At 76.5% G+C, this 12,691-nt stretch carries 11 protein-coding genes and 1 pseudogene; 5 read left to right on the top strand and 7 right to left on the bottom strand.

Annotation, left to right across the window (positions count from 1 at the left end; all coding sequences use genetic code 11):
- The first annotated feature begins 239 nt into the window (after nt 1–239).
- Nucleotides 240–689, top strand: coding sequence for a hypothetical protein (locus tag ABTX81_RS23195; RefSeq protein WP_350548718.1), 450 nt, complete (start codon nt 240–242; stop codon nt 687–689).
- 127 nt (nt 690–816) lie between these two features.
- Here ABTX81_RS23195 and ABTX81_RS23200 read toward each other — a convergent pair whose 3' ends face one another.
- The 4 genes from ABTX81_RS23200 to ABTX81_RS23215 all read right to left on the bottom strand — a co-directional run bounded on the left by ABTX81_RS23200 (nt 817) and on the right by ABTX81_RS23215 (nt 6,553).
- Nucleotides 817–990 carry a hypothetical protein gene (locus ABTX81_RS23200; protein ID WP_350548720.1) on the bottom strand — a complete coding sequence of 58 codons (174 nt, stop codon included), beginning with the start codon at nt 988–990 and terminating at the stop codon, nt 817–819.
- Between the two features lie 145 nt (nt 991–1,135).
- Entirely contained in the window at nt 1,136–4,000 is a 2,865-nt protein-coding gene (locus ABTX81_RS23205) for a helix-turn-helix transcriptional regulator (protein ID WP_350548722.1), read from the bottom strand.
- 146 nt (nt 4,001–4,146) lie between these two features.
- A complete protein-coding gene (locus tag ABTX81_RS23210; RefSeq protein WP_350548724.1) occupies nt 4,147–4,659 on the bottom strand; it encodes a recombinase family protein in 513 nt (170 codons plus the stop codon).
- Nucleotides 4,660–5,167: 508 nt separating this feature from the next.
- Nucleotides 5,168–6,553: a cellulose binding domain-containing protein gene (locus ABTX81_RS23215; RefSeq protein ID WP_350548726.1), complete on the bottom strand. Its 1,386-nt coding sequence runs from the start codon at nt 6,551–6,553 to the stop codon at nt 5,168–5,170.
- 299 nt (nt 6,554–6,852) lie between these two features.
- Between ABTX81_RS23215 and ABTX81_RS23220 the strand changes: the two genes are divergently transcribed.
- The 3 genes from ABTX81_RS23220 (at nt 6,853) to ABTX81_RS23230 (ending at nt 8,943) form a co-directional block, all read left to right on the top strand.
- Nucleotides 6,853–7,359: a hypothetical protein gene (locus tag ABTX81_RS23220; RefSeq protein WP_350548728.1), complete on the top strand. Its 507-nt coding sequence runs from the start codon at nt 6,853–6,855 to the stop codon at nt 7,357–7,359.
- A 62-nt stretch (nt 7,360–7,421) separates the two neighbouring features.
- Nucleotides 7,422–8,252, top strand: coding sequence for a hypothetical protein (locus ABTX81_RS23225; RefSeq protein WP_350548730.1), 831 nt, complete (start codon nt 7,422–7,424; stop codon nt 8,250–8,252).
- A 178-nt stretch (nt 8,253–8,430) separates the two neighbouring features.
- Nucleotides 8,431–8,943 (top strand): TetR family transcriptional regulator C-terminal domain-containing protein, encoded by a 513-nt coding sequence (locus tag ABTX81_RS23230; RefSeq protein WP_350548732.1) that lies wholly within the window; start codon nt 8,431–8,433, stop codon nt 8,941–8,943.
- Between the two features lie 210 nt (nt 8,944–9,153).
- Here the strand turns inward: ABTX81_RS23230 and ABTX81_RS23235 are convergent, their stop codons facing one another.
- Both ABTX81_RS23235 and ABTX81_RS23240 read right to left on the bottom strand, forming a co-directional pair.
- Nucleotides 9,154–10,332 carry a Cmx/CmrA family chloramphenicol efflux MFS transporter gene (locus ABTX81_RS23235; RefSeq protein WP_350548734.1) on the bottom strand — a complete coding sequence of 393 codons (1,179 nt, stop codon included), beginning with the start codon at nt 10,330–10,332 and terminating at the stop codon, nt 9,154–9,156.
- Nucleotides 10,333–10,629: 297 nt separating this feature from the next.
- A pseudogene (locus ABTX81_RS23240) lies at nt 10,630–10,857 on the bottom strand (SDR family oxidoreductase); the annotation flags it as partial.
- A gap of 389 nt (nt 10,858–11,246) precedes the next feature.
- Between ABTX81_RS23240 and ABTX81_RS23245 the strand changes: the two are divergent.
- The gene (locus ABTX81_RS23245; RefSeq protein WP_350548736.1) at nt 11,247–11,834 is read left to right on the top strand and encodes a lytic polysaccharide monooxygenase; all 588 of its coding nucleotides are present in this window, start codon (nt 11,247–11,249) and stop codon (nt 11,832–11,834) included.
- 72 nt (nt 11,835–11,906) lie between these two features.
- On the opposite strand, the gene ABTX81_RS23250 is transcribed toward ABTX81_RS23245, so the two are convergent.
- On the bottom strand, nt 11,907–12,329 hold the full coding sequence (locus tag ABTX81_RS23250) for a cold-shock protein (protein ID WP_350548737.1): 423 nt from the start codon (nt 12,327–12,329) through the stop codon (nt 11,907–11,909).
- Between the last annotated feature and the right edge of the window lie 362 nt (nt 12,330–12,691).

Here is a 12,691-nt window from a genome sequence, read left to right on the forward strand (position 1 = left end):
GTCGGCGCACCGGCCGGGCAACGGTCGCAACGAAGTCTTCACGCGCGGAAACCGGAGGCCATGAAGGGTTGCCCTCCCGATGGGAATCGGTCATTGAAAGGCCGAAATCGACATCAGTCTTCAATTGGGAGGGTGGAATTAGGAATTCCGCGCGAATCGATGCCAGCATGTGCGGTGTGAAGCGTGAAATGTCACATGGCTTCATGCCGTCGTCCCTACCCATGAACGGGAATCACCCGATGAACCGGCTCCTCGCCACCCTCGCCACCAGCGCCGTCCTGACCGTCGCCGGGGCCACCGGCGCCGTCGCCCAGGGCGCCGCCCCCGCCGCCGACGCGCTCGAGTCCTCGCCCGCTCCGGGCGTCTGCGTCACCGGATACCGGGGTGTGGTGGTCAACGAGATCTGCGCCGTCGTCAGCGGCGACCAGGTCACCTTCTACGGCCAGACCACGCCCGGCAGCGTCGGCTGGACGGCCCGCACCGTCCCCTACCGGATGACCGCCTCGGTGGTCGGCGGTGCCGCGCTCGGCACCATCACGCCCACCGTCCTGGTCGACCACTCCAGCACGCCGGTCGGCCGGATCTCCGGCACCGTGCCGTGCGGTTCGAGCGCCACGGCGACGCTGGAGACCACCGCGTGGGGCTGGCCCCCCGCCACCGCCACCATCACCGTGGCGGCCGGCTGCTGATCCCGCCGGCCCCCGGCACGGCGAAGGCCCTGCCCGCTTCCCCGGGCAGGGCCGTTCGTCCTTCCATGATCAGCCGGTCCCCGGCCGCCGCCGCCCGCACGCGGCAGCGGCCGGGGACCGGTGCGCGTCAGTGCGCCCAGTGCGCGGGGCCGGAGCGGCTCAGCCGGGCCAGCCGGACCAGGGCGGGATGGTTCCCCGCCTTGCGGGGGGACGGCGAGAGCCGGACGGTTGCCCCCGCCGGGGCCGGTCCGTCCGTCGCCTGGACGGCGGTCGCGCTCGGCGCGTGGTGACGTGCACTCATCCTGGGATCCCTCCTGGTCGGGGAGCGGCTGCCCCGCTCGCTCGCCGGTGCCACCAGGGAACCCGCTCGGGGTGGCCGGATCAATGCGGGTGACTACCTATCGGTCCCCGGGAACGATGAGGGGCCGGCTGCGCCCCGGCCCCGCTCAGCCGTCCGCCGCGTCGTCGGCCCCGGGCTCGGCGTCCGCCCGGGCGAGCGCCTCCGCCGTCCCGGCCCGGCTGGTGCCCAGCTTGTGCAGCACGTTCGCCACATGGTGCTCCACCGTGCGCGGCGAGAGGAAGAGGGCCTGGGCGATGTCCTGGTTGGCGGTGCCCTGCGCGAGCAGTTCCGCCACCTGCCGCTCACGCGGCGACAGCTGCTTGCCGTAGCCCCGGCGCCCCGGCGAGCCGATCCCGCCGAGGTCCAGGTCCCGGCGCAGCTTGCGGCACCGCGCGGTGTCGGTGGTCGCGCCCAGGTCGAGGTAGACCCGCTCGGCGGCCGCCATCCGCTCCGCCGCCCGGGCCCGGTCGACGGCGGCCAGCGCGGTCGCGATCCGCTCGTCGGCCCGCGCCGCCTCGTACGGGCGCCCGATGTCCTGCCAGCGGTCCCGGGCCCGGGTGAACGCCTCCGCCGCGCCCGGCCCGCCGTCCGCCGTCAGCAGCAGCCCCCGGGCCTGGTCCAGCGCCGCCGACACGGCGGGCGCGCTCCGGTCGGTGAGCGCCTCGGCCGCCTCCGCGACGACGGCGCCGGCCTCGTCCCGCCCGCCCGTCGCCAGCAGCGCCTCCACCGCCACCGGCAGCAGCTCGGCGGTGCGCGCCCAGGCGCCCGCCTGCCGCGCGGTGGCCAGCGCGGGACCGACCGTCGCGGCGGCGCCGGCGCTGTCGCCCTCCAGCAGTTGCAGCCCGCCGAGCCCGGCCGCCGCCCGCAGCGCGACGGTCACCTGCGACTCCCGCTGCCCGTACCGGGCGGCGACGGTGAACTCCTCCCGGGCCGGCGCCAGCCGGCCCCGCCCCGCCGCCAGCCGTCCGAACAGCAGCGAGCGCTCCGCCCCGGCCATCGCCAGGTCGTCGAACTCCGTGCCCAGCGCGGCGAACCGCTGCTCCACCCCGTCCCAGCGCCCGGCCAGCATGTCCAGCCGGATCAGCGCCAGCCGGCTGTAGCACTCCAGGTACGGGATGGCCGTCAGCATGGCCAGCCGCCGGCTCTCCGTCAGCAGGTGCGCGGCCCGGGTGTCGTAGCCCAGCTCGATGGCGATCTCGCCGGTGTTGTACAGCGCCCGGGTGGTCTGGCGCATCACCTCGGGGCTCTCGGAGGCGCGCGGCAGCTCGTCCAGCCGGCCCCAGACCGCGGGATCGCCGGCCCGGGCCTGGAAGGTCAGCGAGGTGGCCCGCACGGCGGCGGCCACGTCCTCGTCCGGGTGGGCCGCCAGCAGCCGCTCCGCCCGGTCGAGCCACTCCCGGGCGTGGCGGCCGGCGCCGTCGCGCTCGTCCATGGAGATCGCCACCATGGCCCGGGCCGCCCGGACCGGGCGGTCCTCCAGCTCCTCCAGGGACTCCCGGATCCGGCCGAACCCGGCCCGGTTGCCGCTGTGCACCGCGGTCAGGAAGCCGAGCGCGAGCCGGATTTCGCCCCGGTCGGCGACCGGCAGCCGGGGGTCGGCGACCATGCCGCTGAGCACCTGCACGCTGGCCGCCGGGTCGACGTCGTCGGCCGCGAGCCGGGCCAGCGCCAGGGCGGCCCGGCCGCGCCGGCGCGGGTCGAGGTCGGGCTCGTCCAGCAGGCCGCGCAGCATCCGGCGGGCGCCGCCCGGGTCGCCGAGGGCGAGGGCCTGCTCGGCGGCGTCCTGGGCGAGGTCCTGCCAGGCCGCGCGGTCGCCCATGGCCAGGGTGTGCTCGGCGATCCGGGCGAGCGGCCGGGGGTCGCGGGTCTCCAGCGCGGCGACCGCCCGGCGGTGCAGCAGCCGGCGGCCGGGCCCGGGGATCCGCCCGTGGGCGACCCGCCGGGCCGTCGGGTACCGGAAGGCGTACCGGTCGGGCGAGGTCTCGTGCAGGACGGCCGCGTGCAGCGCCTCGGCCAGGCCGTCCGCGCCCTCCCCGGCGTCCAGCCCGGCGACGGCGGTGAGCAGGTCCTCGTCGGCGGGCACCCCGAGCACGGCCGCCGCGGCGACGACGGCCGCGCCGTTCGCGCCGAGCCGGGCGAGCCGCCCGGTCACGGCGTCCACCACGGCGCGCGGGACCTCGGCGTCGGCCAGCTCGGCGGCCAGATCGGACGCCCGCCGGGGCCGCGGGCGGCCGGCCAGGGCCCGCAGGTCCTCCTCGACGGCCAGCGGCAGGCCCTGGCCGCGTTCGTGCAGCACCCGGACGAGTTCGGCGGTGGCCGCCGGACCGAGGACGGTCCGGGCCAGCTCCGCCACGTCCGCGGAGTCCAGCGGGTCCAGCCGCACCAGGCCGACGCCCGCGCCGGGCCCGGCGGGCGCGCTGCGGTAGGCGGCCGCGGGTGCCGGGGCGCCGGGCGGCAGGTCCTCGGGGCGATAGGTGATCACCAGGGAGAGCCGGGGCGGCAGATCGCGGGCCAGCCGCAGCAGCAGGTCGAGGGTCGCCCCGTCGGCCCACTGCACGTCCTCGACCACCAGCACCGGGTCGTCGAGCGCCGCCAGCAGCGCCCGCACCCCCTGGGTCAGCAGCCGCCGGGCGGGCAGCAGCTCGCCGCCGTCCGCCGGCGCGGCGGGCAGCCGGTCGGCGAGGTCCGGCAGCACCCGGCGCAGCGCGCCCGTGCTGGGCGGCAGCTCACCGGGCGGGGGCAGCAGCGCGGCGGCGTCCCGCAGGGCGTCCACGACGGGGCCGAACGGCTCCGGCTCGCGCAGCGGATGGCAGCGGCCGACGAGCACGGCGCGCCGCGTCCCCTCCAGCGCTCGCAGCGCCTCGGTGACCAGCCGCGACTTGCCGACGCCGGCCTCGCCCTCGACGGTCAGCACGGCCGGCGGCCGGGCCAGAGCGTCGGCCAGCCGGGCGAGCTCCCGGGCCCGTCCCACGAAGGCGCGTCCCACGGAGGCGTCGGGCGCCGGCGCCCGGTTCACCGGCACCGGGCCCGGCCGGAGGCGGAGGGAGTGTGAGCGGACATGCCCCCATGATGCCCGCGCCCGCCGCGCACCCGTCGGGCGGGGCCGGGCATGCCCGCTCAGAGCGCCCCGTAGGCCACCGGACCGCCGCCGACGAGCGGCGCCGGCGCGGCTGTGGCGGCGAGGACGGCAGGGGCGGCCGCGGCAGCGGGGACGGCGGGGACGGCGGGTGCGGGGAGGTGCCGGCGGACGGGGGCCTCCCGGCGCAGGCCGCCCGGGCGGACGACCCGCCCGCGGGCCTCGACGACCTCGCAGCCCGCGCGGGCCAGGCGCTCGACGGTGTCCGCCGCCGCGCGGTCGTCGAGCGAGAACACGAACGGGCCGGGCACCAGCACCACGTCCAGCCAGCCCCGCTCGGCCGCCGTCAGCAGGCTCGCCAGGGCCGGCAGCGGGCCGCGGGTGCTCAGCCCGTGGTCGGCGTACACATCGGGGTAGGGCAGCGAGAGGCGGTGGGCGAGGTGCTCCATCGCCGAGCGTACGTAGTCGGCCTCCTGCGGGTCGTACGGACGGCACCGCAGGTACATCGCGGACCGCCGGACCGACCGGTGCACCGGTTCGTGGGGGTCGTGCATGCCGTTCACCTGGCCTTGCTCACTGTGACTCACTGTGACGGGTGGGGGTGCGGTCGGGGGTGGGGGAGTGCGGGGTGGGGGAGTGCGGCCGCGGCCCGGTGTCCAGCGGACCGCCGGAACGGTACGGGGATCAATGGGGGCCACTACCCATTGCTGCGCTCCGCGGTGGGCGGTGGGCGCCGGACACCTGAGATCGTGCGGATTCCCGGGGCCGGGGCCAAGGGTGGGACGGCGGCGCCCGGTGGTGCGGGTGGTGACAGCCGGGCGCCTGTGCGCCGGTTTGCCGGAGCGATCTTCCGGCCCACCCCCGCCCACCTGCGGGTTCACCCGGCCCTTGCCCCCGTGGGCCGGGGGCCGGGCGGCCCGTCGGCCCACCCGTCCGCCGCAGTGCGCGTCGTCCGGCCGTGGTGCACGAAGCACCGCGCGCCCCCGGCGTGCTTCGCACCCGCCCCGCCGTGCCCGGCCGCGTGGTGGCGCGGCCGGGCCGGCAGGATCTGGACGGTCGGGATCAGGAGGCCGGGACGGTGTCGGTGAAGGTGGTCCCCGCGGCGCGGTAGGCGGCGACGGCGCTGCCGACCTGGGCGGGGGTCAGCACCCGGTCCTTGACGTGCAGGACGTAGTCCACCTGCTCCTCGTAGCTGCGCGCCTCGGTGCCGGTCTGGCCGGCGAGGTCGGTGAGCCACTGGTTGAAGGCGATCACCATCGGCCGCTCGGGCAGGTAGCGGGCGTCGTGGCGGGAGAACTCGACCCCGTCGACGTAGTAGACGATCGCGCTGTCGTCGATGGTCAGCACCAGGTCGTGCCAGCCGGCGAACGAGGTCCGGGAGGTCGTGTACTGGTTGACGGAGCCCTCGGGGCCGTAGGTCTCCCAGGAGGTGGTGAAGAAGATGTTGGAGGTCTCGCCCCAGCCGCCGTTGGGGAGGTACTCGAAGTCGTACTCGGAGTAGTCGTCGGCGTTCGGGGCCTTGAGGTCGTTGATCGCGAAGAAGCTCTGGATCAGGTGGTCGCCGTCGGGGCCGCTGACCGGGGCGTCGGTGAACCGGACCCGGGCGGCGTACGTGCCGTTGCGGAACTTCATGGCCTGGCTGTGGAACTCGCTCTGCCGGGTGGACTCGGCGGTCCCGGAGGTCGAGGTCCGCAGGGTCATCACCGAGTTGCCGGCCTGCTTGGCGAAGGTGACGTTCTCGGGCGCCCAGGTCGCCCCGGCCACACCGGGCCCGCCGCCGCCGGAGCGCGCGTTCCAGCCGTGGGCGGCGAGCGAGGGGTCGTCGTGGCCGGTGTAGTCGAGGTCGTCGAAGAGCACCGCGCCGGTCGGGACGGTCGGTGCGGTGGGGGCGGTGCCCCAGACCTGGACGCCGCCGACGGTGGCGGTGACCTTGGACCAGTTCGCGTACCCGGTCTGCGCGGCGCCGAAGGAGTAGTCGTCGCCCTGCTCCATGGACTGCCAGTCGGTGCGGTGGACGCGCAGCTGGAGGTCGCCGCTGTCGGCCCCGGGGGCGAGCGTGCCGGCGCCCGCGCTGAAGCCGATCTCCAGGTAGCGGTCGGCGGCCGCGCCGGACTCGTTGATGGTGCCGATGGTGCCGGTGACGTTGGCGCAGCCCCGGACGGCCCAGTCGCAGGCGAAGCGGTACGCGGCGAAGGGGGAGTCGGATCTGAAGTAGTAGCGCAGCTTGACCTGGTCCAGGGTGACCGGCGCGGAGCCGGTGTTGACGACCTTGAGCCACGGCGAGGCCTGCGAGGTGCCGCTGCCGCCGTTGCGGTACTGCACGGCGAGCGGCTCGCCGGCGGCGGCGGCCGGCAGGGCGCCGAGGACGCCGGCGCCGAGCCCGGCGGCGACGGCGGCGGCGAGCGCCGCGCGCAGGCGGGGGCGCCGGCGGCTGGTGGGGACGGTCATGGGGGTCCTCTCCTGCTGTGGGGGATGGCGCGCGGCACCGGCGGAGGGGAGCCCGGTTCACCTCGGACGCGGTGGTGGGGGAGGAGGTGGCGGGCCGCGCGATCAGAAAGTGGCATAGACCAATTTGATGGTCAACCCCGAAGCGGGGCGATCGGCCGGAACGCGGCGTCGATCGCCCGGAGTGGCTGATAGTGCCCGTCGGCGGCCGCCGTACGGCGGTTCCGGCCACGGCGTTTGAGGCCGCGACAGCCGGGGAACTGAGGTTCGAAATGCGCCGGGCCGCGATACGATCCCGCGTCATGGCAGCGGAAAGGGGGCGGGGCGTGGTCCAGGGCGAGCGTGCGCCGGCCGGCGTCCCCGACCCGGATCCGGACGAGCACATACGGTTCGCGCGCTACCGCCGGGCCCTCGGCCCGGTGGCCCCGGAGGACGCGGCCGATCTCGTCGCCCGGGTGCTCACCGACCCCGATCCGGCGATGGCGAACAGCGCGGTCTGCGAGTACCTCGACCGGCGGGCCGCCGAACTGCTCACCGACCCCGGCTACCCGGCCTGGTGCCGGGAGCTGACCGGGCCCGTGGCGGTGGACGGCTTCACCGCCCGGCGGCTGCGGGAGAGGTCGCTGCTGCGCGCGATCGCGGTGGACGAGCCGTGGGACGCCGAGGAGTTGCTGGCGGCGTCCACCTGGCTGCAGCCGCGGGTCGCGGAGGGATCGCTCGCCCCGGCCGCCCTGGCGGTCCTGGCCGGGGACGGTCGCACCCGGCGCGTCCGCACCATCGCCGGGTCCCGGATCCCGCGCCCCGGGTAGCCGGCACACCCGCCCCCGTCCCCGTCCCCGCTCTCTTCCCCCGTGCAGAAGGGCCCGCCCCGTTGAGCATCCCGTCGCACCGGCAGCCGCCCGCCCCGGCCGGGGCCGGCCCGTCCGCCGGCCGGGTCGATCCCACCCTCGCCGACCGCCTCACCGACGCGGTGCTGCTCGCCGGTCTGCCGGTGGCCTTCGGTGACCAGGGGCCCGGCGTCCGCATCCGCCCCGCCCGGCCCGTCGACGACGGCGACCGCTGCGCGGGCGTGGCCGCCCTCGACTGGCTGCCGTCCCCGCGCCTGAGCGGCGCCGCGGCGATGGCGGAGCCGGGCGCGGCGGCCGGGTCGGCGCGGGAGGTGGTGGAGACCGCCATGATCAACGCGCTCGCCGAGTTCCTGCCGGCGCTCGGGCTGGAGACGAGCCGCGACCGCACCGGCCGGGAACTGAGGGTCGACGGCCGGGCGGCGCTCGGCGGCGGCCTGACCGTCCCGCCCGGCGTCCTGGTCGCCCGTCCGGCCGGGCCGACGCCGGCCGAACTCGGGCTCCCGGCGGGCGTGGTGCACACCGTCCGCCGCAGCGCCACCCTCGCGGGCCTGCCGCTGGCCGCCCATCTCGGCGCCACCGGTATCACCCTTACCCCCTTCACCCCGACCGGCGGCGCGGACGACCGGCCCGGCGCGGCGGACCTCGGCTGGAACCCCGCGCGCCGCCTCGCCGACCTGGCCGACAGCTCCCTCCCCGAGGCCGCCCGCGCCGCCGCCGCCCGGACAGCCGTCGACGGCGCGATGCGCCACGCCCTCGGCACTGCCCTGCGCGCCTGCGGCACGGAGTTGCGGTGGCTGCACGCCCACCACCGCCTTCGCGCCTTCGGCGAGTCCGCCTCGACGATCCGCCGCTGAGGTAGGCCGGGCCGGGTGCGTGGTCGAGGGCGGGATGCGTCACGTGGGTCCCGCTCGCGTGGATGTCGGCGCATGGCCCCGGACACCCCCGACTCCGCCGCGGCCCCCCGCGCCACGCGCCGACGGCCGCCGCGCCCGCGGCGACCGGACACGGCACGAAGTCGCCCGGCAGGCGGCCATGTCCGCGACCGTGCACGGGCTGGACGCCATCACCGTCGGCGCGCTCGCCGCCCGGACCGGGCACAGCAAGAGCGGCATCCTCCCGGTGTTCGCCAACCGGGAAGCCATCCGGATCTCCGCCGTCGCCGAGGCCCGTGTCCTGTACCTGCGGCACGTCGTCGAGCCGTCGTCGGCCGCCGCCCCGGGGCGGCCCCGGCTCTGCGCCCTGCTCGACAGCCGGGTCGCCTACCAGCGCGACGGCGTCTTCCCCGGCGGGTGTTTCATCACCACGACCTCGGTCGAATACGGCCGCCGCACAGGCCCCGTCGCCGATGCCGTCCGCGACCTCGTCCGGGAGCGGCTGCACCTGCTGGAGTCCGAACTGTCCGCCGCCGGCAGCCGCTTCCCGGCCGACGACGCCTTCCGCGTCGACGCCCACCTGCGCGCCGCCAGCACCCGCTACCCACTCTTCGGCGACGACACCGGTGCGGACCGCGCCGGACGTCTGTCCCTGGACGTGCTCGGCGTCTGACGCCGACGCCCGAAAGGATCGTCGGACCGACGCAGGATCGCCGGCGGCGGCTGTGCCCGGCGGAGGCCGGCGGTCCGGCCCGGGAGCCGGACCGCCTGCTCGCCGAGCGCGGGGAGTCGGACGGCGACTGCGTGTCCTCGGCGCCCGGGCTCGCCGGTCGTGGGGCCGGTGAGCCCGGGCGCCTCGGCACGGCGGGTGCCGTGGTCGCGGCTACCCGGGTGCGTCGGTTCGGCCGGTGCCCCGGAGGGCCGGGTGCAGGGGAGCGGCGAGCAGGAGGGCGGACAGGGCCAGCAGGGTGCTGAGCCAGAACGGACCGAGGTCCCCGGCCGGGGTGTCCAGGGTGGTCGCGGCGGCGAGGGGGCCGGTGGCGGCGCCGAGGTTGAGGGCGGCGGTCGCGCAGGCGCCGGCCAGGGTCGGGGCCGCCGCGGCCTCGTACAGGACGCGGGTGACCAGCGTGCTGCCCACCGCGAACGACAGCGCACCCTGGACGAAGACCAGGGCGAGCAGCGCGGCGGGTCGGTGGGCCAGCAAGGCCAGCGCGGGCCAGCCGAGGAGCAGCAGCGCGCCGCCGGTGGCCAGGACCGGGCCGGGGTGCCGGTCGGACAGCCGCCCGGCCGCGGTGACGCCGGTGAACGAGCCGGCGCCGAACAGCACCAGGACGACCGGGACCCACGACTCCTCCAGTCCGGCGGTGCCGGTGACCACGGGCGCGAGATAGGTGAATCCGGCGAAGGTGGCCGCGTTGACCAGCGCGGCGAGCAGCATGACCGCCATCAGCCGGGGATTCCTCAGCTGTGCGAACTCCGCGCGCACGGCGGGCCGTTCGGCGGCGTCCTGCGGGGTGCGGCGGGCCGGGACCCCGGTGAGGATCCCGAGGGCGGCGGGCAGGCAGAGCGCGGCGACGGCCCAGAAGACGGCCCGCCAGCCGAGCGCCGAGCCCAGCGCCGCCCCGGCGGGCACGCCGGCGACCGTGGCCGCCGTGGTGCCCGACAGCAGGACGGCGAGCGCGCGTCCCTTGCGGTCGGCGGGCACCAGTGCGGCGGCGGTCGTCAGCGCGACGGCGAGGAACCCGGCGTAGGCGAGCGCCGCGACCACCCGGGTCGCGAGCAGCACCGGGAGGTCCGGGGCGACGGCCCCGGCGGCGTGCGCCGCCGTGAAGAGCAGGAGGGACCCGAGCAGGCTCCACCGGCCGGGCAGGGCGCGGGCGAGCACGGCCGTCAGCGGCGCGCCGACGACCAGGCCGATCGCGAAGGCCGAGGTGAGCGTGCCGGCCGCGCCGACCGTGACATCGAGGTCCGGGGCGATGGCCGGCAGGAGACCGGCGAGCATGAATTCCGAGGTGCCCATGGCGAAGACCGCCACGGCGAGCAGGTACAGCGAAAGAGGCATCGAGTGGCTCCGGGGTGAGGAGAGGCGCGGAAAGGGCGACTCGTCACCGCGGTCAGCACCCAGGGGCCCAGGGGCCGCACGCGTCGGGCCGCGCCGGGTGGCGGCGCGGCCGGGACTGCGGGCTCAGCGGTTCATCGGGGTTCAGGGGGCTGACGGCGCGTGACCGAAAGCCCCCACCTCGTCCGACTCGGGGCTCGACATGGCCGACACGCTACCGGACCGGCGCCCGCCGCCGCACGCGGTGCGGTCCGCGTGGCCGGAGCGACGGGAGCCCCGCGGTCAGTGGTTGGCGCTCATGCCCATCCGGCCGGCGGGCTGCAGCCCGGCGAGGAACGGGTGGGTCTGCTCGGGGTGCATCGGGGTCCTTACGGAGCCCGGGGAGACGGCGTTCACCCGGATGCCGCGGGTGGCGTACTCGACGGCGAGCGACTTGGTGGCGGACTGCAGGCCGCCCTTGGTCAGCGAGGCGAGTACGGCGGGGACCCGGGCGTCGGCGTTGTCGACCAGGCTGGTGGTGACGTTGACGTGACGACGGCGACCTTCTGGTGGCGGATGCCCATGACAGCCATCCTGGGTGTGGGGTGAGCGCGAGCCCGTGCCCGCCGGGGAGGGGATTCCTCGACGGTAGGCAGCACGGCCCGCGCGCCGCAACGTCGGACGTCCGGGCCCGGTGCCGGAAGGAATCCGCCCGTGGACGGCCGTCACCGTCACGGCGCTCGAACCCCGCCCCAACGGCCCCGGCGCCGGCTCCGGTTGACCGAACGTCAAGGTGGTCCAGACCATTGACGGTGGGCGTCGCGCTCCCTACGGTATGGGCATCCACCTGGCGCAGGCATGCCAAGATCTACGGCTGGCGCACCCCCACGCGCTTCCTGCGGTCAGGCGCACTCTCCATCCCCCCACGGAGGAGCATCATGCGCAAACGCCACATCGTCGGCGCGGCCCTGGCCGCGGTCGCCGTCCCGCTCGCGATGGCCGTCCCGGCCAACTCGCACGGGTTCATCAACCTCCCGCCGAGCCGTTCGGCCCTGTGCGGCGCGGGTGTCGTCAAGAACTGCGGCGACATCCAGTGGGAGCCGCAGAGCGTCGAGGGCCCGAAGGGCTTCCCGACCCGCGGTCCCGCCGACGGCACCATCTGCGCGGGCGCCGACGCCCGCTGGGCGCCGCTGGACAACCCGCGCAACGGGGCCTGGCCGACCACCAAGGTGACGGCCGGCGGCCAGCAGACCTTCACCTGGGAGATCGAGGCCCGGCACTCGACCACCAACTTCCGCTACTTCCTGACCAAGCAGGGCTACGACCCGACCCAGAAGATCACCCGGGCCGGCCTCGACCTCACGCCGTTCCTGACGGTGCCCTACAACGGCCGCCAGCCCGCCGCCGTCACCACCCACACCGCGACCCTCCCCACCGGTCGCACCGGGCACCATGTGGTCGTCGCGGTCTGGGACGTCGCCGACACGGCGAACGCGTTCTACTCCTGCACCGACGTGCTCTTCTGAGCCATCCCGGACAACCGTCGGCCGGCCCGCGTACGGGGCCGGCCGACGGCGCTTTCGCAGCGACTGCCGGGCTCAGCCCTCGGTCCAGCCGTGGCCCTTCGCGCACTGCAGCATGGCGTTGCGCACCTTCAGGACCTGCTCGCCGGTGAGCGACGGCGCGTGCTCCAGCAGCAGCTCGGTCACCTCCACCAACAGCTCCGCGGAGGTGAGGACGTCGCACTCGACGTCGTCGCTGTCGGGCGCCGGCACCCGCGCCACGGACCCCGCGGGACCGGCCGGACGGGCCAGTGCGCCCTTGGGCAGGCGCACCGAGGAGGCCTTCAGCCCCCGGTCGCCCTCCTCCATCTCGAACTCGACCACCAGGCCCGAGTGCACCAGCGACTCGGGCATCAGCATGTCGTTGACGTGCAGGAAGACGTCCTCCCCGCCGTGGTCCGGAGCGATGAACCCGTACCCGCGCACACTGTCGTACCGCACCACTCGACCGGTGACCACAACACACCCCCATGGACAACAACCCGGGCCCCCTGCCCGACACCTGACGTAGAGGATAGAGGACCGGGCGCCATGTGCACGCCGTCGCCCGGCCGCGTTCAGGGGGCGATGGACTCGATCGCGGCCCTCAGCCGGGCGAGCAGGCCGGCGAGTTCGCCGCGCGGCCGGAATCGGCCTGGTCAACGCGGTCGTGCCGGCCGGTGAACTCCTCGACGCCGCCCGGGAGCCGGCGGCCCGGAGCACCCGGCACGCGCCGACCGCGGTGGCCGTCTGTCTGCGGGCGGTGACCGGGGCGTCAACCGGCCGATCGCGGAGGGCCCGGCCGTCGAGGCTGTCCGGTTCGCCGCCACCGTCCCCGCCGA

The sequence above is a fragment of the Kitasatospora sp. NPDC097605 genome, assembly GCF_040302725.1.
Classification (GTDB): Bacteria; Actinomycetota; Actinomycetes; order Streptomycetales; family Streptomycetaceae; genus Kitasatospora.